Below are 20,650 nucleotides of genomic sequence, written 5' to 3'. Positions count from 1 at the left end.
CGCGAGTGCGCTGTCGGACCCGAAGATACAACGTGCCGACCGCGGTATGACCTATAGAATCCCTCGCAGTAGGGCGGCCGCTGGGGCGGGCGTCCGCGATAGATTACAACCATGACTGATTCAGCTATCGACCACTTGGATGCGTTCCGGACGTCGCTCGACGACGCGGGCGTGACGCACGAGACCGTCGGTATCGACGAGGCGACCGCCGCGATCGAGCGCGCTATCGAACCGCCTGCGGTCGGCGTCGCGTTGCACGTCGATGTATCGCTTCCCGCGGCGGTCGAGCGGGAGTTCGCGCCCGCGGCGCTGCAGGCGGCGCGGACGGGCGTCACGCCCGGGCGCCTCGGCGTCGCCGAGACGGGGTCGGTGCTGGTTCGGTCGACGGCCGACGCCGACGAACTCGTCTCGCTGTACCCGGACCGGCACGTCGCGGTCGTTCGCGCCGATGACGTCGTCGGGGACGTGTCGACGGCGACGGCGTGGCTCGACGACGAGGTCGCGGCTAGGGTCGACGCGGACGCCGACGGTGACGACGACGCCACCGCCGACGGAGACGACCCGGACGCGAACGCGGCGGGTGCCGGCCGCGACTCGCACGTGGTCGCGACGGGCGTGAGCGCGACCGCGGACATGGGTGCGCTCGTCGAGGGCGTCCACGGCCCCACGGAAGTACACGTCGTCGTCATCGACTCATGAGTTCGGAATCCAGGCGCGAGACGGCGGCGAAGATTCGTGCGCTCCTCGACACCGAGGGGCCGAACATCGAGGCGCAGGCACGGAACCTGAACGCGGGCCGGGTCGCCGCGACCGAGGACCTCGCCGAGTACGAGGACCTCCGGTCGCGCGCGAGAGCGATCAAGGAGGACGCGATCGCGAACGTCCCCGACCTCGTCGAGCGGGTCACCGAGGCGGTGGAGGCGAACGGCGGAACGGTGTACGTCGCCGACGACGCCGCGGACGCGAACGCGTACGTCGAGTCCGTCTGCGCGGACGCGGGGGCGGAGACGCTCGTGAAGTCGAAGTCGATGACGACCGAGGAGATAGACGTGAACGACGCGCTCGCCGACGCGGGCGTGGACGTCTACGAGACCGACCTCGGCGAGTTCGTCGTCCAGCTCGCCGAGGAGTCCCCGAGCCATCTGGTCGGGCCCGCGATGCACAAGTCCCGCGAGGAGATCGCGGACCTCCTCAACGACCACTTCGAGCCCGCCGAGCCCCTGGAGTCCGCCGCGGACATGACGGCGTTCGTCCGCGACTACCTCGGCGACAGGATCCGGGAGGCGGACGTCGGGATGACGGGCGCGAACTTCGTCGCCGCCGACTCGGGATCGATCGCGCTCGTGACGAACGAGGGGAACGCTCGGAAGTGTGCGGCGACCCCGGAGACGCACGTCGCGGTCGCGGGCGTCGAGAAGCTCGTTCCCTCCGTCGCGGACCTCGAGCCGTTCGTCCGACTGCTCTCGAGGGCTGCGACCGGGCAGGCGATCAGTCAGTACGTCTCCGTGCTCACGCCGCCCGTCGACACGCCGATCCCGGACTTCGACGCCGACGAGTTCGTTCCCGCGGACGCCCGCGACTTCCACCTCGTCCTGCTCGACAACGGCCGCATGGACATGCGCGAGGACGACGACCTCCGCGAGACCCTGTACTGCGTGCGCTGCGGTGCGTGCTCGAACTCGTGCGCGAACTTCCAGCAGGTCGGCGGGCACGCCTTCGGCGGCGAGACGTACACGGGCGGCATCGCGACCGGCTGGGAGGCCGGCGTCGAGGGCGAGGACGCCGCCGCGGAGTTCAACGACCTCTGCACGGGCTGTACGCGGTGCGTGAACGCCTGCCCGGTGAAGATCGACATCCCGTGGATCAACACGGTCGTCCGCGACCGCATCAATCGCGGCGCGGACTCCGGCGAGTTCGACGCGCTCGTCGAGGGCCTCACGCCCGACGAGGAACCCGCTGGTCTGGACCTCCAGAAGCGGTTCTTCGGGAACGTCGACGCGCTGGCGCGACTCGGGAGCGCGTTCGCGCCCGTCTCGAACTGGATCGCCGACACCCGGCCCGCTCGCGCCGCGATGGAGCGCGTGCTCGGCGTCGACCGCCGCCGCGACCTCCCGGCGTTCCGGCGCGAGACGCTCGTCGACTGGTTCGACGCCCGCGGCGGCCCCGCAGTCCCCGAGGGCGAGGCCGCACGGAGCGCGGTCCTCTACCCGGACACGTACACGAACCACGTCACGCCCGAGCGCGGCAAGGCCGCCGTCCGCGCGCTCGAGGCGCTCGACGTCCACGTCCGCGTCCCCGCCGTCCCCGGCTCCGGGCGCGCGCCGCTCTCGCAGGGCATGATCGAGACCGCGCGCTCGCAGGCCGAAGCCGTCAGCGACGCGCTCGCCCCGCACGTCGACGCCGGCCGCGACGTCGTCGTCGTCGAACCGAGCGACCTCGCGATGTTCGCCCACGACTACGAACGTCTCCTCGACGCCGACGCCGCCGACACGCTCGCCGACGCGAGCTACGAGGTCTGCGAGTACGTCTACGGCCGACTCGACAACGGCGCCAGCGCGGACGTGCTCGCCGAACTCGACGGCGACGTCGCCTACCACAGTCACTGCCAGCAACGCACCCTCGGCCTCGAAGCGCACACCGTCGCCGTCCTCGAGACACTCGGCGCGACCGTCCAGACGAGCGACGTCGAGTGCTGCGGGATGGCGGGGAGCTTCGGGTACAAGGAACAGTACTACGACCTCAGCGTCGACGTCGGCGAACCGCTCGCCGAGGACTTCGCAGACGCCACCCAGGTCGTCGCCAGCGGCACGTCCTGCGTCGACCAGCTGGAATCGCTCCTCGACCGCCCCGCCCCGCACCCGATCGAACTCGTCGCACCTCGCTGAACCGTCGCGGGCGACCGGACACTGCATCCCGTCGCGTCCTGCAGATCCGCGGATCCAGAGCTAATCGAGGTAGCCGAGGTCCTGGAGCTGTTCGGCGATCTCCTCGAACTCGGACTCGGTGAGCCCGCCGGACTGCTCGTGCTGGATGACGATGCTTCGCAGGAGGAATCGTACGAGGTCGCTCGTGGAGGAGAAGCTCGTGCCTTCGATGGTCTCGTCGACGCGGTCGGCGAGGTCCTTGGGGATGGAGACGGTGGTGTAGTCGGTCATGGCTTGGGTGAGGACGCGGAGGGTGAAGGGGTTTGCGTCCGCGGGTCGCGCGGTCTCGAAGCGGTTCGGTCGCGCGGGCGGGGCTGGATCATGGCTGTGGGAGCCGTCGGCGACGGGTGGACAGTTTCTTCTTGGTTCGTGCGATAGGGTGGGGTATGGGTATGCGGCCGCCTGCCGACGACGACGACGAGGAACCGGCGGTCGTGGCGTTCGGGATCGCCGCGGTCGACGACCGCCTGGACGGCTACGACGTGTCGTATCCTGCGACCGCCGACGAGATGCGCGAGACGGTGGGGCACGTGGAGGTCCCGTTCGACACGCGGGGGCACACCGTTCGCCTCGAGGAGGTGCTCGCGGACTGCGAGCAGTCCCGCTTCGAGGACGAACAGGACCTCCTGAACGCGCTCCATCCGGCGTTCGAGCGACGACGACAGCAGGGCGCGAGCGTCCTCGATCGCGTCCGGCGCGTCCTCCCGTTCTGACCGACGAACCCCGACGGCCGTGCGACGCGACTCGTGATCCATTCTACCGGCGGTTTCCGCCTCGCGTGTCGTGTCGGCCCCAGAACAGTTACGGAAGTCGACCGCAGAAGGGGACGTGATGAATCGACGGGCGATCCTCGCGAGCCTCGGCTCACTGTCGGTCGGCGGCTGCCTTCGACTCGCGGACGGCGCGTCGACGACGCAGGACGGGACGCGGTCCGAGGAACCGGACGTGGACACCGGGACGACCACGGGGCGGCCCGATCCTGCAGTCGAGGTGTCGACGGTCGACCCGCCCGCCAAGCTCGGTATCGGGACGACCGAGCAGGTGACGGTACGCGTCGAGAACCGGACCGAGGGCGTGTTCGACGGGGAGATCCTCCTCTTGTTCGACCGGGAGGTCCAGACGGCCGAATCCGTGACCGTGGCAGGAGAGTCGACCGTCCAGCAGACGATCACGTTCGAACTCGAAGCCCTCACGGAACGGACGGTCGAGGTCGAGGTCCGCGCCGCCGGGTTCCGGAAGGTGGTGTTCAGGCGGACGGTCGCACCCGCGACGTACGCCGTCCGCCTCGAATGGGGGGCAGCGGAGCAGAACAGCGCCGAAAGCTGGACGAGTATCAAATCGTTCAGATGCTACGAGATTCGCGTCGAGACCGAGTGGGAGACGCTCGCGGTCTACGACGTCGGTAACCCCGAAACGGAACCGCGATTCCTCACGGACACCGGGTTCGCAACAGAGGATACTCACGGGACCTTCCGTTGGTTCGGCGGCGGCGACACGGGGACGAGTATCGCGTTCGAGGGCGTCGACGTCGCAGACGCAGCCCGGCTCGTACTCGTTGGAACACCGGCGTCGGAACTCGACGAACTCCCCGTCGAAGGGTACGTCGGTGAGATCCAGACGGACGCGACGACGTGGACGAACGAGTTGCAAGCGCACACGCTCTCGCTCAGCCTCGAGGACTGACTTGGTCCCACGACAGTCGGTTCGGCTCGCGGAACGCGTTAGTCGTCGTTCGGCCGATTCTCGGACGGTTTCGCGGTGCTTCCGTCGGTGGTGCTCGCGGGTCTCTCCTCGGGCGCGTCGTCGCGGAGTGCATCGTCGACGTCGTGTTCGTGCGCTCCCGGTCGCCGGGTCTCGCTCGGGTCTCGGCGCGCGATGCGTTCGAGGCGCTGGCGTTGCTCCTCGTGAAGCGAGACGAGGAGGTCGGCGAGGACGCCGAAGATGAGGAACTGGACGCCGAGGATGAAGATGAATCCGCCAGCGGGCGCGAGCACCTCGTGAGAGATCCGGTTGACGAACCAGTCGTAGAGGACGTAGAACCCGATGACCGTCCCGAGGAGCGCGAAGACCCCGCCAACGGACCCGAAGTAGAAGAGGGGGTTGTGGGTCTTCGCGCGGAGGTAGAGCGTGAGGAGGATGACGCCGCCGTCGCGGAACGGCCGGAGGTTGGACTCGCTGGCGTCGGGGCGGGAGATGTACGAGACGTCGACGACCTGGACGCGCTGACCGTTCCGGCGGGCTTCGACCGCCATCTCGGTCTCGATCCCGAAGCCGTCCGCGTTCAGGTTCATTTCGCGGAACGACTCGCGCGTGAACGCGCGGTAGCCCGAGAGGATGTCCGCGAGGTGCTGGCCGTGGATGGCCGCGAACCCGTGATTGATCATGCCGTTCCCGAACTGGTTGAGTTTCGGCATCGCGCCGGCCTCCATGTCCGCGAACCGGTCGCCGACGACGTGGTCGGCGCGTCCCTCGATGACGGGTTCGACCATCGCGTGGGCGTCCTCGGGCCGGTACGTGCCGTCGCCGTCCAGCATGAGGATGTACGGGCGGTCCGTGTACGCGACGCCGTCGCGGACGGCCTGGCCCTTCCCGGAGCCGCGGCCGCCCTCCGTCTGCGTGATGACTTCCGCGCCGGCGTCGCGCGCGAGCGCTCGCGTCCCGTCCGTCGAGTGACCGTCGACGACGAGCACGTGGTCGAATCCCTCCTCGCGCATGCCGGTGACGACCTCCTCGACGGTCTCGGCCTCGTTGTACGTCGGCACCAGCACGCAGACGTCGTCGTACTCGCCCATTCTCTCTCGGTCATCCTCGCCACAGCGGGAAAAACCCCTAGCGTTCTCGCAGACGGTCCAAGACGGGTCGGGCGCTGGCAGGCGGAGTGGACTCGTCCTGCGGAAACGGACCCTCGGCCGGACCGTCGGTAGTGGCCCGTTCCAGTCGAGTAGTCGCTGCATAGGCGGCGACGGACGACGTGTTCCGTGCGGTAGATTCTCCATTACTTTGCGGGTTTCTCGCGGAGTGTGTCTCGAAATGGAGGTCCTCGTTACCGGCGGCAGTGGCTTCATCGGGTCGCATCTGGCCGAGCACGTGCTCGCGGAGACCGAGCACGACCTGCACCTCGTCGACGACTTCTCGACGGGCGATCGCGGGAACGTCGCGGGACTGACCGACGAGGCACGCGTCACCGTCGACGAGCTGGACGTCCGGAACGCCGCCGCGGTCCGCGAGGCGGTGGCGGACGCGGACGTCGTCTACCACCTCGCGGCCGCGGTCGGCGTCGAACTCGTCGTCGACGAACCGCTCCGGTCGCTACGGACGAACGTCCAGGGGACGGAGAACGTCCTGGACGCGGCCGCGGAGGACGGAACGCCCGTCTTCGTCGCGTCCTCCTCGGAGGTGTACGGGAAGTCCACAGCGGTGCCGTTCGGCGAGGACGACGACCGCGTGCTCGGCCCCACGACCGTCCCGCGGTGGGGGTACGCGAACGCGAAGGCGATGGACGAGTTCTACGCGCTCGCCCACCACGCGGAGAACGACCTTCCGGTCGTCGTCGGCCGGTTCTTCAACACCGTCGGCCCCAGACAGATCGGCGACTACGGGATGGTCGTCCCGACGTTCGTCGAACAGGCGCTCGCGGGCGACCCCATCACGGTGTACGGCGACGGCACGCAGACGCGGAGCTTCACGCACGTCGCGGACACCGTCCGGGTCGTCCACGACCTCATGACGACGCCCGACGCGATGGGGAAGGTCGTCAACGTCGGCTCGGCGAACCCCGTGAGCATCAACGAACTCGCCGAGCGCGTCCTCGACGTCACGGACTCGGACTCCCGCATCGAGCACGTGCCGTTCGAGACGGCGTTCGGCGACGACTTCGAGGAGCCACGGGACCGCGAACCGGACGTCTCCCGGCTCCGCGAGACGATCGGGTGGGCGCCCGACGGCGACCTCGACCGCATCCTCGCGGACGTCGTCGCGGAGCGACCTGAAGAGACCGAGGTGTCCGCATGACGACTGAACCCTCCCGCACGGAGACGGAGGTGCCGGCATGACGACTGGCTCGCTGCACGAAGCCATCGCCGACCGGTCGGCGACGGTCGGCGTGCTCGGCCTCGGGTACGTCGGGCTGCCGCTGAGTCTCGCGTTCGTGGACGCGGGGTTCGCGGTCCGCGGGTTCGACGTCGACCAGTATCGGGTCCGCGAGCTCCAGGCGGGCTTGAGCTACGTCGACGACGTCACGGACGAGGAACTCCAGCGCGGGCTCGAGTCCGGGTTCGAGCCGTCGGACGACCCGAGCGTGCTCGCGGACTGCGACGCGTACGTGCTCGCGGTCCCGACCGGGATGGACGACGCCCCGGACATGTCCGCGATCGAGGCCGCCTCTCGCACCGTCGCCGAGCAGTCCGGGCCGGGCGAGACGCTCGTCGTCGTGAGCAGCACCGTCTACCCGGGCGCGACCCGAGAGGTCGTCGCACCGATCGTCGACGACGCCAGGGACGCCCCGACCCGTTTCGCGATGGTCCCCGAGCGCCTCAACCCCGGTGGCGAGTACGCGTTCGGCGACATCCCGCTCGTCGTCGGTGCCGACAGCGACCGATCCAGAGCAATCGCCGAGGCCCTGTTCGACGCGGTCGTCTCCGAGACGTACCCGGTGTCGTCGACGCAGACCGCGGAGCTGACGAAGACCCTCGAGAACACGTACCGGATGGTGAACATCGGGCTCGTGAACGAACTCGTCTCGCTCGTCGAAGGCATGGACGCGGACCTCTGGGAGGCGATCGACGCCGCGGCGACGAAGCCCTTCGGCTTCCAGCCGTTCCGCCCCGGCCCGGGCGTCGGCGGGCACTGCACGCCCATCGACCCGCAGTTCCTCGCCTGGCGCGCGCGACGCGACGGCACCGAGCTCTCGCTCGTCGAGGGCGCACAGACCGTGAACGACGACATGCCGGCGCTGGTCGCCGAGCGCGTCGAACGCCTCCTCCGCGCTCGCGGCGTCGACCCCGCGGACGCCAGCGTCCTCGCACTCGGCGCGTCGTACAAGCCAGACGTCGGCGACGTCCGGAACTCGCCCGCGCTCGACGTCCTCTCGGCCCTCCCCGAGGAGGCAGCGGTCGTCGTCGCCGACCCCTACGTCGACGCGAGCGACGTCCCCCGGGAACTCGTCCGCGACGTGACGCCCGCCGACAGCGAGCGCGCGGACGTCGTCGTGCTCCTCGTCGACCACGCCGCGTTCGACCTCCACGCCATCGGCGACGCCGCCGACGTCGTGTTCGACGCCCGGAACGCGATGCCCGACGACGTCGCCGCCGACGTCGTCGCGCTCGGCGACCTCGGCGACGACCCCACGGCGGACAGCCGCGGCGAAGGCCTCCTCCTCGAAGGCGAGTGACCCGACCGGGTTCGCCACCATCGACGTGTGAGACGGTCGCGCCGTCGGACCGGATGCCGTCATCGTTTTGCCCCCCGCCGGGGAATCGAGGGGTATGAACTGGCTCGTCTTCGCTGCCGCGGTGGCGGTCGCGCTGACGCTCGCGCCCTACGTCGCGTTCGGCGTCCTCTACGCTATCGTCCGCCCGTCGGGATCCCCGGCGGCGAAGGAAGCCGCCGAGCCCGAGGTGAGCATCGTCCTCCCGACGTACAACGAGTCCGGGATCGTCGAGCAGAAACTCGAGGACGTCATGGCGCTTTCCTACCCGATGGAGAAGGTCGAACTCGTGGTCGTCGACTCCTCGGAGGACGAGACGCCCGAGATCATCCGGGAGTTCTTCGCGGACCGCGAGCACCCCGAGTTGAACCTCATCGAGGAGACCGAGCGACGCGGGCTCGCACCGGCGCTGAACGACGCGTACGCGGCCGCCGAGCACGAGATGGTGGTGAAGACCGACTGCGACTCGCTGCTCCCCGAGGACGTCCTCAGGGAGGCCGCGGCGAACCTCGCGGACGACGACGTCGCCGCCGTCACGGGCACGAACGTCGAAGTCCTCGGGGGGAGCGAGGTCGAATCCGGCTACCGCGGCGTCCAGAGTCACATCCAGACGCTCGAGAGCCACCTCGACTCGACGTTCATCTTCCACGGGCCGTTCTCCGCCTTCGAAAACGACGCCATCACGCCGATCGACCCGAACTCGCTCGCGGACGACACCGAACTCGCGCTCCGGATCCGTCGGCAGGGCCCCGAGAACAGGGTCGTGTTCGACCCCGCGGTCCGCTACAAGGAGGCGAGTCACTCCGCGTTCCGGAAGCGCCGCACGCAGAAGGACCGCCGCGGCATGGGCCTCATCCGGCTGCTCGCCCAGCACCGCGACGCCCTCGGCAAGCACGGCAACTACGGGACGGTCGTCCTCCCGTTCAACTGGTGGTTCATGATCGTCTCCCCGTGGCTCGTCATGCTCGACGTCCTCCTCGTCGGCGCCGCCGCCGCGTCCGTCCACGTCCTCGCCGGCGTCGGCGTCCTCGCCGCACTCGCCGGATTCGTCGCACTCGGCTCGCGGGACAGCCTCGGCCCGCTCGCCCCCCTCTACTCGCTGTTCGACACGCAGGTGTCGCTGTTCCGCGCCAGCATCGAACTCCTCCGCGGCAAGGGCGACGGCACCTGGGAGGTCGACGAGGAACTCCGCGAAGCGTTCGAGAACTGAGCGAATCGAGTGACTCCGTCGACGAGCCCCGGACGGCCTCCGCTCCGAACGTCTTCGTCCGAGAAGTCGAACGCTGGCCTCAGTACGTTTCGAGTTCGACGTCGAGTCGTTCGAAGTCGTCGACGTTCCGCGTCAGAACGGGTTCTTCGAGGACGGCGGCCGTTGCTGCGATGATGACGTCACCGTCGCCGACGGCGTTACCGTCGTTCATGAGTTCCCCCGAGAGTCGACCGGCTTTCCGCATTACGGCCGAGTCGGCTGGTTGGATCGGTTTCGAGGCGAGCACGTTCTCTATTTTCTCCCGTTCAGATCCGGGCTGGTTCGAGCGGGCGGCTCCGTAGTACAGCTCGAACAGCGTCATCGCCGAGAGCCGCTGCTGGACGAGATTTGACTCCAGTTCGCGAGCCTTCTCGACGGCGCCTTCGTCGCCGTTCATGAGGTCGATGAGGAACGACGTATCGAGGAGCACGTCCTAGGCCTCCCGCATCTCGTCGGCGACGTCTTCGAGTTCGTCGCTACGGCGTTCGCGTCGCTCGTCGACGGCGGCGCGCATCGCGTCGGCGTCGTCGTCGTCCAGGATGCCTGCGAGTTCGAGGAGCGACCGTTCCCCGGCGAGCCGGAGCACGACGTCCGAAAACGTCTCCCCCTCGCGTTTATGGGCCGCAAGCCGCTCGTAGGCGTCCTCGGATAGACGGATGCTTTTCGACATATGCATACGGTTGTATGCAGTCGCAGTTAGGCGTTTCGCCGCGGCGACCTGGAGTGTTCCAGAGGTTCGACCGACTCGATGTGATGCGCCGAACTTTCTTGCCGTCGTCGCTCGAAGTCGACGTATGCTCTCGGGGTTGTCGTGGCTGGCGCTGGAAGTGAAGGAGGTGCCGGTGGCGAGCGAATTCTACGCGGAGACGCTGTCGATGGGTGCGCTCGAGGACGCCGACCTGCCCGCGTCGCTCGCGCGCGCCGGCGAGCAGGCCGCGTTCGCAGCCGGCGACACCGCGCTCGTGCTCCGTCGGCCGAACGCGGTCCCGCGCGGCGGCCTGCACACGCACTACGCGATGTCGATCCCCTCCGAGGAGTACGACGAGTGGTGGGAGAACCTCGAGGCGGCGGGTTTCGACCTCGACGAACACGTGTTCGGGGACGCGCGGTCCCTCTATCTCTACGACCCGGACGGGAACTGCGTGGAACTCGGCCAGCAGGCCGTCGACGGTCCCGGCGTCGACGGCGTGTTCGAGGTCGTCCTCGAGGTCGCGGCCCTCCAGCGCGCGGAGTCGTTCTACGCCGACCTCGGGTTCGAGACCGTCGACGAGGGAGCGGGCCGGAAGCGCGTCCGCATGCACGGCCCGATGGCGCTCGAACTCTGGGAACCACACCTCGGGCTCGCGGACGCTCGCGGCGGCGTCCACGTCGACCTCGGGTTCGCGACCGACGACCCCAGCGAGGCGGTCGACGCGGTCGCGGACCGCGTCACCGACCGAGAGGAACTCGACGACGCCGCTGGGTCCTGCGGCGCCGTTCGCGTCCACGACCCGGACGGGCACGTCCTGACGTTCCACGCCGAGTGATCCACAGACCGGTCTCGCTCGACCACGCACCGGATTATACTTCGACGTCGGGCGCGCGCCACGCCAGGACGACACCGGCGAGCGCGACCACCAGACCCGCGAGGAACGCCGCCTGGTAGCCCGAGCGCTCGATGAGTTCCCCGGCGACGATGGGGGCGAGGAACGCGCCGAACAGGCCGACGCTCGTCATCGTCGAGATGGCGGTCGTCGTCACCTCCTCGGGGACGACTTCGGTCACGTACGTGAACAGGAGGCCGAGCGAGAGCTGGATCGTGAACCCGGAGACGACGGTGAACGCGACGACCGCGGGGACCTCTGCGATCGCGACGAACCCGACGAGCGCGGGCGTCGTCCCGAGGAACGAGAGGACGACGACGGGGCGTCGGGCGCCGCCGAAGAAGCGGTCGGAGAGGACGCCACCGCCGGTGCGTGCGACGACGCCGACCGCGGGGAACAGCGCGGTGAGGGCGCCGGCGAGCGCAAGCGAGACGTCGAGCTGGTTCTCCAGGTAGCTCGGGAGCCACGTGTTGAGGAAGAGGTACAGCGAGAACGCGAGGAAGGACAGCGTGGCGAGCGTCCAGACCGCGCGGTTCGCGAACACGCTCCGGAACTGCGCGCGCGACGCGGGTGGCGTCTCGACGACGTCGCGGAACGACTCGCCGGCGGTCGCGGCGAGGAACGTCGCCATGCCGAGGACGGCGACGGTCGCGAAGAACGGGAAGATCGCCGGCCACCCGAAAGCGTCGGCGACGAGCGGGGAACCGAACTGGCCGAACGCGAACCCGACGGGCGCGCTCGCGGTGAACGCGCTCACGGCGGTCGCGCGGACGTCGGCGTCGACGGCCTGCCCGACGACGTCAGCGCCCGCGTTCCAGAACACGACGTACGCGAACCCGCCGAGCGCGCGGGACGCGAACAGCGACCAGTACGACCCCTCGGTGGCCGCGACCCACCCCCAGACGCCGGCGACGAGGAGCGCGAGCGCGGCGGCGGTGACGGCGTTCCGGACGTCGAACCGGTCGAGCGCGACGCCGACGGGGACGCTCAGGACGACCGCGGTCAGGTACATCACGCTCACGAGCCAGCCCGCCGCCGTCGGTCCGATCTGGAGGCCGTCGCGGACGAGCGGAATCACGCTCGCGGGCGCGATCTCGTACGCGCCAGCGGCAGCCGACAGGACGAACATCCCGGCGACGAGCGCGATCGTTCGCACGTCGACGCCGCGGACTCGATAGCTATCGCTCACTGCGTTGACGTTCGGGGCCGACGATATAATACGACGGAAAGCGGCGGACGCGGCCGCGGTCGCGGGCGGCGCAGTCGTCGAGGGGGTCCGCGTCGCGGTGCCGTCAGCGGCGGCGGGCGTCTCGTGGCGGTCTGCGCTCGGGAAGCCGTCTGGCGTTCAGAGGTCGCTCGTGTCGATCTCGATGCCCGGCGGTGCGACGATGAGGAACCCCCGGAAGTGGACGAGTTCGCCGTCGTCCTCGCGGACGTCTCGCGCGAATCCGGCGGCGAGTTCGTTCACGTCGCCCTGGACGTCGAGCACGAGGACGTTCCCGGACATGACGGCGTCGTGCCACTCGCGGCTGGGCGTCGTCCCGTCGAGGACGCCCAATCGGATGCTGCCCGCCATCTCACCCTCCGCTTCCTCGTCTTCGAGGTGGTCCTCGACGGCCCGCAGGTCGAGGTCGAAGTCGCTCATACGCCACTCCTTGGTGGGCCGGAACTAAACAGTTCCGTCCACGCGAACGCCGGAACCGCCCGATTTCGTCCGTGAGAACGACCGTCGTCGGCCGGTCGTGCAGGCGAGTACGCGACCGACGCCGGTCGCTCGTGGAACAGGTTTATCGCCGCCGTCGCCGTCGTCCCCACTATGAGTCTCGACGTGGACGTCCCCGAGCCGCCAGAGCTGGAGTCCCACGACCCGAACGAGTACGAGGACGCCGAAGTCGTCGGCGACACGGACTATCGGCGCGACGAGATCGAGGGGTTCCTCGAGGACGGGGCGTGGGAGCGCGCGTTCGACGAGTGGAGCGACGACACCGGGATGGACGACGACGAGTACGCGATCGTCGAGGATCTCGGGTTGCTCGGCGAGTTCGACTTCTTCTGGGACTCGTACGCGGAGCGCGTCGGCTATCACGCGCCGGGCATCCCGGAGGACTGGAAGGAGCGGAACTATCACCCGGATATCGACTCGTGGGGCGTGGCCTCGAGCATCAACGCGTCCCTGACGGAACTCGGCCAGGTCGTCTGCGACGTCCTCAAGGCAGAGTACATCGACTGGGAGGGCGACTACGAGGAGCCCGACGACCTCCCGGACTTCTGACGACGCGGACTCCCTCGTCGAGCTGGGTCGCGCTGGCGGCCGCTACTCTCGCCCGGTGGCGACGCTGCGGGGGTCGCCTTCGCACAGCGGGTCCGAGCAGTCGTCGTCGGGGCCGTCGAGGCGCTCCCCGCAGCGCGAGCATTCGAACGCCTGTACCGTCTCGTCGGGAGCCTTGGTACGTTCGCCCATCTTTCCAGGATAGCTATTGATATCCACGGTAATAAATCCTGTTTCGGTGCGACATCTCGACACCTAGCGCTGTGTCCGGGCGACCGGTGCGCGCACTGGGGTCGGATCGACTGTCGGCGTCGAGTGGCGACTACTCTCTGCCGACTACTCTCTGGCGACGGCGATGTTCCGCGGCGTCCCGTCGCAGAACGGGTCGTCGCAGGAGTCCGCTTCGCTCTCGAGGCGCGCGCCGCAGCGCACGCACTCGTACTCGGCCCCGTTCGGCGTGTACGCGTCCGTTCGTACCATCGTGGTTGTGTGTGACTAACTCACGCAGTTAAGGCTCACCCTGAATGAACACCACATCCTCCAGAAGAACCCATATTGTTTAATGCTGTCCAAGGGTGGTGCCCGACCGTCCAGTTTTGCCCCGGGAAACGACGCTTGGCGGGACAGCTCAGGCGCTCGGTCAGGCCGACGCGACCAGTCGGTACGTCTCCGGTCGTTCGCTCCCGGCAACCACCTCGAACCCCGCCGTCTCGAGTGCGTACGCGGCGTCCTCGAGCGCGTACCGCTCGTCGGTCGGCGGCCCGTCCTCCCCGATGCCGGTCGCCGACCAGTCGACCGTCACCAGGCGCGCGCCCGATGCGAGCACGCGTCGCAGCTCCGCGAACGCGGCCTCGCTCGCGTACTCGTGGTGCGTCATCGTCGAGAACGCAGCGTCCAGCTCGCCGTCGCCGAACGGCAGGTCGTCGACCGCGGCCGTCACCGTCTGGACGTTCGCCGGCACGCCCTTCTCGCGGTACGCGTCGTGCATCTCCGACTGGACGTCGACCGCGTACACTGACCCCGCGAACGGCGCGACGTCGTCCGTGTAGAACCCGGTACCGGAACCGAGGTCCGCGACCGTCTCCGAGCCGTCGAGCGCGAGCGCGGCGACGAGCTCCTCGCGCGAACAGTACCGGTAGCGAGACGGGTCCTCGAGCGCGTCGGCGCGCTCCACGGGGAACGTGTGGAATCCCATACCGACGCTACCGCGGCGAGCGACAAGAACCCCGCTGTCGCGGCACCCAGACCGGCTCGCGACCTTGACCGACGACCCAGAGCAACGATGGCCGCAGGCGATCTCACTCCGCCGGTGGCGCGACGCGTGACCGGTCGCTTTCGAGGACGTCGCGCAGTCCCGGAGGGTAGAGAGGTTCCGCGCGCGCTTCGAGGTCGTCGAGCGTCGCCCACTCGGTCTCGTACGTGACGTCGGTGTCGTGCTCGACGCCGTGCATCGACCGTCTCGCGTACCGGTCGTCGTCCGTGAACGCGACCTCGTACACGAAGCAGAGCTCGTGGTTGCGCTCGCCGCAGAACTCGAAGCGGTTCTCGACGACGCCCGCGAACCCCTCGACGGTCACCGTCGCATCGAGTTCCTCGTCGTACTCGCGAACGACGGCCTCGGTGGTCGTCTCCCCGAACTCGACGCCGCCGCCCGGCGGCCGATGGAACACTTCGCCGTCGTCCTCGAACGGACCGAGGCGCGAGACGAGCAACTCGCGCCTCCCGTGCTCGTCACCAGTGCGGTCGCGCTCACCAGCACGGTCGCGCTCACCAGCACGGTCGCGCTCGCCCGCCTCGACCGTCTGCGGGTCGCGCCAGACGACCCCCAGGACCATCGGTCGAACGTCCCGCTCGTCGGCATCAGTCATGGACGCAGGCGAACGACAGCGGCGAGGAAGAAGTTATCGGAGTTCGGGCGCGACCTCGCTCCCGAGGCGGTCGATGCACTCGATCATCTCGTCGGTCCCGACGCCGGGGTGGTACGTGCGGAAGATGAAGTGGACGTCGTCGCCCAGCGCCTCCCGGTACGTCTCCAGTTCCTCGACGACCTGCTCGGGCGTCCCGTAGATCGCCTGCTCCTTGAGCTCCCGCTTGCGTTCGTCGTCGAGTTCGTCGACGGGCTCGCCGCCGAAGATCTCCGCGTACCGCCGCTGGATGTAGAAGTAGCCGTCCTTCATCGTCTCCCAGGCCTCCTCCTTCGAGTCGCCGACCCAGCCGTGCTGGAGGACGTAGTTCGTGAACTCGCCGTCGACGCCCTCGTGCTCGCGGACGTTCTCGATGTCCTCGACGCGCTTCTTCACGCCGCCGATGGAGAACTTCGAGGGCGCGCACCAGCCGTCGGCCTCGCGGGCCGCACGCCGCACCGCGGGCTTCGCGCCGCCGCCGAGCATGATCGGGACGTCGTTCCCGACCGGCTTCGGCGTCACGTTCACGTCCGAGTCGACGTCGTGGAACTCCGCGTCGTACTCCAACGGGCCCTCGCTCCACGCCGCCTTCAGGAGCGCGACCTGGTCGGCGAGGCGCTCCGCGCGCTCCTCGATCGGGACGCCGAACGCGTCGAACTCCGCCGGATTCGACCCGATCGCCAACCCGAGGGTCACGCGGTCGCCCGCGATGTTGTCCACGGTCGCGACGTCCTCCGCGAGCCGCACGCCGTCGTACAGCGGCGCGAGCGCGATGCACGTCCCGATCTCGATCTCCTCCGTCGCCGCGGCGAGCGCGCCCAGGCTCGGCATCGTCCCCGACAGGTAGCCGTCCTCCAAGAAGTGATGCTCCGAGACCCACACCGAGTCCAGGCCCGCGTCCTCGGCGGCGCCCGCGACGGTCAGCATCTCGTCGTAGAGCTCGTCCATCGAGCGGTCGTCGTCCGGCCGCGACTGACAGGTGAAAAGGCCCGTACCGAGTTCCATACGTCGACCTCGAACCCCGCCGACATTAAGGGTTCGCGACGCGGCGCCGGTGCCGAACTCGCACCAGATTCATACTACCCCGTCCGAATGAATCGATATGACCGTCTACGAGACCGACCTTCCGGGGGTCGGCAAGAAGTTCGAGGTGGAACTCGGTGGCGGGGAACGACTCGTCGTCGTCGTCCACAACACCGGGAAGCGCGAGGTGTTCCGGAAGGACCACCCCGACGCCGACGCGAACAAGGTCCTCGAACTCTCCGATCGCCTCGCGCGCACCGTCGGCTCCATCCTCGAGGGCGCGCACTTCCAGCCCGTCGAGAGCGACCGCGTCGAGACCATGCTCGCCGACGGCACGCTCCTCGAGTGGTACACGGTCGACGCGGACGCCGAACTCGTCGGGCAGACGCTCGCCGAAGCCCGGATCCGGGAACGCACGGGCGTCTCCGTCGTCGCGATTCAGCGCGAGGGCGACCTCGTCCCGTCACCGGGGCCGGATTCGACGATCGACGCCGGGGACACGCTCGTCGTCATCGGTGCACAGGGAGACGTCGACGACTTCGACGAGCTCGTGACCAGCGGTACCGTCGAGAACTGATGGGGGCCTCCACGTGATCGTTCGTGGCGAGTGAATTCGCCCTCCTGGAACTCGGCGTGCTGTTCGCGACGGTCGCCGTCGTCGGCGCCGTCGCGAGCCGCGTCAGACAGTCCGTCATCCCGTTCTACATCGCCGCCGGAATGCTCCTCAACCCGTACGTGAGTGGGCGACTCACGGCGTACTCGCTCGCGGAGACCGAGTTCGTCGCGCTCGGCGCGGAGCTCGGGATCGTCCTCCTCCTCCTGTTCCTCGGCCTCGAGTTCAACCTCCAGCGGCTCCTCGAGAGTCGAGACCGCATCGGGAAGGCGGGAACCGTCGACTTCGTCGTGAACTTCGGCGTCGGCCTCGTCCTCGGGTACGTCGTGTTCCGGGCGGCTCTCCCGGCGTTCCTGGTCGCTGGCGCGGTCTACATCTCGTCGTCGGCGATCATCTCGAAGTCCCTCATCGACCTCGGGTGGGTCGCGAACGACGAGGCCAGCCCCATGCTCGGCACGCTCGTCTACGAGGACCTCGTCATCGCCGTCTACCTCGTCGTCGCGTCGGCGCTCCTGCTCGGCGGCGGCGACATCGGGGACGCACTCCAGTCGATGGGGATAGCGGTCGGCTTCATCGTCGTACTGCTCGTGGCCGTCCACTACGGCACGCCGTTCTTCGAGCGCGTCCTCGACACTGGCTCCAAGGAGTTCCTCGTTCTGCGCGCCATCGGTATCACCGTCCCCGTCGCCGGTCTCGGGCTGGCGCTCGGCGTGAGCGAAGCGGTGACGGCGTTCTTCGTCGGGATGGCGTTCTCCTCGACCACTCACGTCCACGACATCGAGTCGATCCTCGAACCGCTCCGGGACGTGTTCGCCGCGATCTTCTTCTTCTGGATCGGGCTCGTCACTGACCCGTTGCTCTTCGGTGACGTCCTCTGGCTGATCGCGCTCGCCGTGGTCGTGACGACCCCGACGAAGCTCGCGAGCGGGTACATCGGCGGTCGGATCTACGACCTGGACGTGAAACGCTCGACGCGCGTCGGACTCGGGATGACGACGCGCGGCGAGTTCACGCTCATCATCGCCACGCTCGCGCTCTCGGGCGCCGGCACGACGCTCCCCGAGGACGTCGCGAACACGATCTACGCGTTCGCCGTCGGGTACGTGCTCGTGATGAGCGTTCTCGGCACGACGCTGATGCAGTACTCGGACGTGATCGAGGACGCCGTCGTCCCGCGCATCGAGGCGATGTCGAGCGAACGCGGCGCCGAGGAGTGACCCGCCCGTCGAGGGTCGTCCGCAGTCAGGCGGTCCGGAGGTGGTGGAAGACGTACGTCTGGACGTAGCCGGCGTACTGGCCGCCGAAGCGCTCGCGGAGCGCGCGCGACGTCTCCGCGTAGTTCCCCTTCTCGCAGTCGGGGTAGTGGTCGGCGACGACGGTCTGCATCCACGTGTCGAGCGGGATGGCTTCGAGGTAGTCGAGCGAGAACAGGAGGACGCAGTCCGCGACCTTGTCGCCGACGCCGACGAACCGCGTGAGGTACTCGCGGGCGGCCTCGTACTCGCGGCCGCGGGCGTCGGCGGGGTGGGCGGTGCCGTCGGCGACCATCTCCGCGGTCCGCTTCACGTACGGTGCGCGATAGCCCAGTCCGAGGTCGCGCAACTCGGCTTCCGTGGTCGCGGCGAGTTGCGCTGGCTTCGGGAACGCGTGGTACGTATCGCCACGGAATTGGACGGAGTCGCCGTAGGCGCGGGCGAGACCGCTCACCATCTCGTGGATGCGTTCGACGCGCATCTGCGTCGAGCAGATAAAGGAGATCAGGCAGCCGAAGGGCGGGTCGCGGACGAGCCGGAGCCCGGGGAACGCGGCGAGCGCGTCGTCGACGAGCGGGAGGTCCGGGGCGTCGGCGAAGATGCCGTCCAGGTCGTCGTCGAGCCGAAGCAGGCGTACGAGGCGGTCGTGCGCGTCGACCGTGGCCTCCCAGACGAGCGCGTCGTCGGTCTTCCGGACCCGCACCACCTCGCCGTCGGGCACCGCGTAGTACCACGGGTAGGCGTCGAACTGGCGGTCCGTCGTCACGTCGCCCGCGTACGCGCCGCCGTCCTCGCGCCGCCAGAGGTACGACTGGCCGCTCTCGAGCGTCGCGGCGAGGTCGACGCCGCCGGCGAGGTCCGCGAGTGGGATGCGCCCGGAGTGCATACCAGTCGGAGGGGGCCGTCCGTGTATCGGGCTTTCGGTCCCTCGGCCAGGTGCGGCCGTCGCCCGCGCCCACTTGAACGTGCCCGATCCGAGGCCGGAACCGCCCGCCGTCACGCGATACCGCCCGGGTCAACGCCAACCTTGATACCGGTGGCAGGTGTACGCACACCTAGCTATGGACTGCAGAGTCGTCGTCGAAGCGGCGGTACCCGTGTACGACGTGTCGACGGCCGACGAGGCGGTACGGATCGCGATCTCGAAGACCGGCGAGATGCTGAACCCCGACCTCAACTACGTCGAGATCAACATGGGCGAACGCGTCTGCCCGCACTGCCACGAGGACCTCGACCCGGCGTTCCTCGCCGCCGACGAGAGCCTCGTCGCGCTCGAACTCGAGCTGAAGGTGTTCAACGTCGAGCGCGAGGAGCACGCCTCCCGGATCGCCCGGAAGGAGATCGGCGGCCAGCTCGAGAACATCCCCCTGGAGGTGCTCTCCGTCGAGGTCGTCGAGGACGACGACGACTCGTCGAGCGACGAGGAGTCCTCGAGCACCGACGAGGAGTCCTCGAGCACCGACGAGGAGTCCTCGAGCACCGACGAGGAGTCCTCGAGCGACGAGGAGGCGTCGGACGACGACGATGTCTCGAGCACGACCACGGAAGAGTCCGTCGTCGACGACGTCTCCACCGACCTCGCGGACGGCGGATCCACGACGACCGACGCGGACGACGGTGGCGGCGAGGACGTCCTCCCCGAGTTCGAGGACCTGATCGAGTAACCGACCGCGCGCGACGACGTCCTGCATCGAACACCCGCCCTCCGCGTCCGAAGCGGAGCCCAACTGTGTTTGTCCGCGAACGAGTCGTAGCAACCGATTAATGCGAGATAGGTTGCGTCTTCGAGACGCTGGACCTCGCGCGCGGCCGCGCCAGTGATGCGTAGTGAGCGGTCGCGCTGGCGCGCGCAGGAGATGGCCGAGGCTGGTCGACGTGAGTAGCGCAGAACGCGACTGTGATCCTCAGTCGGCGGTCGGAGCGACCGTTTCCGTCTCCGGCTCGTCACTCATGTCGGACGTGATGCCACCTGCGAGTGCAAACACCGCCGCCTTGTGATCGGTTTTGGATTTGTGAATGGAGGTTGGTCGGATCCCGAGGGATTCGTATTCCTCGAGGTCGAGGTCGCCGTCGCTCCATGTGTCGTACTGTCCGGATACCTCGGCAAGAAGGCCGTGAAGGTGAATGAGCTCCTGCTTCTTCATAACCAAAACCATCTATCGGCCCCAGGGTTATATTATTATCCCGTGTCGCGTTAACACACCTCTCTTGAATACCCGGTGATATCGCGGGTAGCGGCCATGTGAAAATCTCGAATAGATTGAATTTAGGCCCATCGGTTCTGGAATCGAATCGGGCGCGCGAGGCCACTGGTCCGTGCCAGTGGCAATGGCGAGAGGGTCTTCGCGAGTCGGATCGAGAGCCGGGTCGGCGGACGCCCCAGTAGGAGGGACTAACCGCACAGTAC

Annotated in this window: 25 protein-coding genes; 12 read left to right on the top strand and 13 right to left on the bottom strand. The window is 68.6% G+C overall.

What is annotated here, in order from left to right; translation table 11 throughout:
• Nucleotides 1-111 precede the first annotated feature (111 nt).
• Both G9C85_RS04660 and G9C85_RS04655 read left to right on the top strand, forming a co-directional pair.
• Nucleotides 112-699, top strand: coding sequence for an LUD domain-containing protein (locus G9C85_RS04660; protein WP_166037383.1), 588 nt, complete (start codon nt 112-114; stop codon nt 697-699).
• Nucleotides 696-2,885, top strand: a complete 2,190-nt coding sequence (locus tag G9C85_RS04655; RefSeq protein WP_166037381.1) for an LUD domain-containing protein — start codon at nt 696-698, stop codon at nt 2,883-2,885. The genes G9C85_RS04660 and G9C85_RS04655 overlap by 4 nt, the downstream gene beginning before the upstream one ends.
• 60 nt (nt 2,886-2,945) lie before the next feature.
• Here G9C85_RS04655 and G9C85_RS04650 read toward each other — a convergent pair whose 3' ends face one another.
• Nucleotides 2,946-3,155 (bottom strand): ribbon-helix-helix domain-containing protein, encoded by a 210-nt coding sequence (locus G9C85_RS04650; protein ID WP_166037379.1) that lies wholly within the window; start codon nt 3,153-3,155, stop codon nt 2,946-2,948.
• 155 nt (nt 3,156-3,310) lie between these two features.
• On the opposite strand from G9C85_RS04650, the gene G9C85_RS04645 reads away from it, so the two are divergent.
• Both G9C85_RS04645 and G9C85_RS04640 read left to right on the top strand, forming a co-directional pair.
• Nucleotides 3,311-3,637 (top strand): hypothetical protein, encoded by a 327-nt coding sequence (locus G9C85_RS04645; RefSeq protein ID WP_166037377.1) that lies wholly within the window; start codon nt 3,311-3,313, stop codon nt 3,635-3,637.
• A 118-nt stretch (nt 3,638-3,755) separates the two neighbouring features.
• Nucleotides 3,756-4,607, top strand: coding sequence for a hypothetical protein (locus G9C85_RS04640; protein WP_166037375.1), 852 nt, complete (start codon nt 3,756-3,758; stop codon nt 4,605-4,607).
• Between the two features lie 38 nt (nt 4,608-4,645).
• Here G9C85_RS04640 and aglJ read toward each other — a convergent pair whose 3' ends face one another.
• Nucleotides 4,646-5,716 carry an S-layer glycoprotein N-glycosyltransferase AglJ gene (gene aglJ, locus G9C85_RS04635; protein ID WP_166037373.1) on the bottom strand — a complete coding sequence of 357 codons (1,071 nt, stop codon included), beginning with the start codon at nt 5,714-5,716 and terminating at the stop codon, nt 4,646-4,648.
• Between the two features lie 238 nt (nt 5,717-5,954).
• Here aglJ and G9C85_RS04630 point away from each other — a divergent pair, with 238 nt between their 5' ends.
• The 3 genes from G9C85_RS04630 (at nt 5,955) to G9C85_RS04620 (ending at nt 9,559) form a co-directional block, all read left to right on the top strand.
• Nucleotides 5,955-6,935 carry an NAD(P)-dependent oxidoreductase gene (locus tag G9C85_RS04630; RefSeq protein WP_166037371.1) on the top strand — a complete coding sequence of 327 codons (981 nt, stop codon included), beginning with the start codon at nt 5,955-5,957 and terminating at the stop codon, nt 6,933-6,935.
• 37 nt (nt 6,936-6,972) lie between these two features.
• The gene (locus G9C85_RS04625; protein WP_166037369.1) at nt 6,973-8,313 is read left to right on the top strand and encodes a nucleotide sugar dehydrogenase; all 1,341 of its coding nucleotides are present in this window, start codon (nt 6,973-6,975) and stop codon (nt 8,311-8,313) included.
• Nucleotides 8,314-8,407: 94 nt separating this feature from the next.
• Nucleotides 8,408-9,559, top strand: a complete 1,152-nt coding sequence (locus G9C85_RS04620) for a glycosyltransferase (RefSeq protein WP_166037367.1) — start codon at nt 8,408-8,410, stop codon at nt 9,557-9,559.
• 79 nt (nt 9,560-9,638) lie between these two features.
• Here G9C85_RS04620 and G9C85_RS04615 read toward each other — a convergent pair whose 3' ends face one another.
• The gene (locus G9C85_RS04615; protein WP_166037366.1) at nt 9,639-10,028 is read right to left on the bottom strand and encodes a type II toxin-antitoxin system VapC family toxin; all 390 of its coding nucleotides are present in this window, start codon (nt 10,026-10,028) and stop codon (nt 9,639-9,641) included.
• Nucleotides 10,029-10,031: 3 nt separating this feature from the next.
• The gene (locus G9C85_RS04610) at nt 10,032-10,268 is read right to left on the bottom strand and encodes an antitoxin VapB family protein (protein ID WP_166037364.1); all 237 of its coding nucleotides are present in this window, start codon (nt 10,266-10,268) and stop codon (nt 10,032-10,034) included.
• Nucleotides 10,269-10,392: 124 nt separating this feature from the next.
• Here G9C85_RS04610 and G9C85_RS04605 point away from each other — a divergent pair, with 124 nt between their 5' ends.
• Complete coding sequence (locus G9C85_RS04605; protein ID WP_166037362.1) at nt 10,393-11,124, top strand: VOC family protein; 732 nt, start codon at nt 10,393-10,395, stop codon at nt 11,122-11,124.
• 34 nt (nt 11,125-11,158) lie between these two features.
• Here G9C85_RS04605 and G9C85_RS04600 read toward each other — a convergent pair whose 3' ends face one another.
• Nucleotides 11,159-12,370 (bottom strand): nitrate/nitrite transporter, encoded by a 1,212-nt coding sequence (locus tag G9C85_RS04600; RefSeq protein ID WP_394352717.1) that lies wholly within the window; start codon nt 12,368-12,370, stop codon nt 11,159-11,161.
• 156 nt (nt 12,371-12,526) lie between these two features.
• On the bottom strand, nt 12,527-12,826 hold the full coding sequence (locus tag G9C85_RS04595) for a DUF5779 family protein (RefSeq protein ID WP_166037360.1): 300 nt from the start codon (nt 12,824-12,826) through the stop codon (nt 12,527-12,529).
• 171 nt (nt 12,827-12,997) lie between these two features.
• Between G9C85_RS04595 and G9C85_RS04590 the strand changes: the two genes are divergently transcribed.
• On the top strand, nt 12,998-13,453 hold the full coding sequence (locus tag G9C85_RS04590; protein WP_166037358.1) for a hypothetical protein: 456 nt from the start codon (nt 12,998-13,000) through the stop codon (nt 13,451-13,453).
• Between the two features lie 42 nt (nt 13,454-13,495).
• Here G9C85_RS04590 and G9C85_RS04585 read toward each other — a convergent pair whose 3' ends face one another.
• The 5 genes from G9C85_RS04585 to G9C85_RS04565 form a co-directional block, all read right to left on the bottom strand.
• A complete protein-coding gene (locus tag G9C85_RS04585) occupies nt 13,496-13,642 on the bottom strand; it encodes a hypothetical protein (protein ID WP_166037356.1) in 147 nt (48 codons plus the stop codon).
• A 144-nt stretch (nt 13,643-13,786) separates the two neighbouring features.
• Nucleotides 13,787-13,930 (bottom strand): hypothetical protein, encoded by a 144-nt coding sequence (locus G9C85_RS04580; protein WP_166037354.1) that lies wholly within the window; start codon nt 13,928-13,930, stop codon nt 13,787-13,789.
• A gap of 160 nt (nt 13,931-14,090) precedes the next feature.
• Nucleotides 14,091-14,645: a class I SAM-dependent methyltransferase gene (locus tag G9C85_RS04575; protein ID WP_166037352.1), complete on the bottom strand. Its 555-nt coding sequence runs from the start codon at nt 14,643-14,645 to the stop codon at nt 14,091-14,093.
• A 103-nt stretch (nt 14,646-14,748) separates the two neighbouring features.
• Nucleotides 14,749-15,318: an NUDIX hydrolase gene (locus G9C85_RS04570; protein WP_166037350.1), complete on the bottom strand. Its 570-nt coding sequence runs from the start codon at nt 15,316-15,318 to the stop codon at nt 14,749-14,751.
• A gap of 33 nt (nt 15,319-15,351) precedes the next feature.
• On the bottom strand, nt 15,352-16,359 hold the full coding sequence (locus tag G9C85_RS04565) for an LLM class flavin-dependent oxidoreductase (RefSeq protein ID WP_166037348.1): 1,008 nt from the start codon (nt 16,357-16,359) through the stop codon (nt 15,352-15,354).
• Nucleotides 16,360-16,456: 97 nt separating this feature from the next.
• Here G9C85_RS04565 and G9C85_RS04560 point away from each other — a divergent pair, with 97 nt between their 5' ends.
• The gene (locus tag G9C85_RS04560; protein WP_166037346.1) at nt 16,457-16,954 is read left to right on the top strand and encodes a cation:proton antiporter regulatory subunit; all 498 of its coding nucleotides are present in this window, start codon (nt 16,457-16,459) and stop codon (nt 16,952-16,954) included.
• A 23-nt stretch (nt 16,955-16,977) separates the two neighbouring features.
• Nucleotides 16,978-18,207 (top strand): cation:proton antiporter, encoded by a 1,230-nt coding sequence (locus G9C85_RS04555; RefSeq protein ID WP_166037344.1) that lies wholly within the window; start codon nt 16,978-16,980, stop codon nt 18,205-18,207.
• Nucleotides 18,208-18,232: 25 nt separating this feature from the next.
• Here G9C85_RS04555 and G9C85_RS04550 read toward each other — a convergent pair whose 3' ends face one another.
• The gene (locus G9C85_RS04550) at nt 18,233-19,129 is read right to left on the bottom strand and encodes a DNA-3-methyladenine glycosylase (protein ID WP_166037342.1); all 897 of its coding nucleotides are present in this window, start codon (nt 19,127-19,129) and stop codon (nt 18,233-18,235) included.
• A gap of 175 nt (nt 19,130-19,304) precedes the next feature.
• Here G9C85_RS04550 and G9C85_RS04545 point away from each other — a divergent pair, with 175 nt between their 5' ends.
• Nucleotides 19,305-19,907 (top strand): DUF555 domain-containing protein, encoded by a 603-nt coding sequence (locus G9C85_RS04545; protein ID WP_166037340.1) that lies wholly within the window; start codon nt 19,305-19,307, stop codon nt 19,905-19,907.
• Nucleotides 19,908-20,147: 240 nt separating this feature from the next.
• Here the strand turns inward: G9C85_RS04545 and G9C85_RS04540 are convergent, their stop codons facing one another.
• The gene (locus G9C85_RS04540; RefSeq protein ID WP_166037338.1) at nt 20,148-20,387 is read right to left on the bottom strand and encodes a UPF0058 family protein; all 240 of its coding nucleotides are present in this window, start codon (nt 20,385-20,387) and stop codon (nt 20,148-20,150) included.
• Nucleotides 20,388-20,650 lie beyond the last annotated feature (263 nt).

Origin of the sequence: Halorubellus sp. JP-L1, assembly GCF_011440375.1 — an archaeon.
In the GTDB taxonomy this organism is placed as follows: Archaea; Halobacteriota; Halobacteria; order Halobacteriales; family Natrialbaceae; genus Halorubellus.
This window is presented reverse-complemented; position numbering and strand designations above follow the sequence as displayed.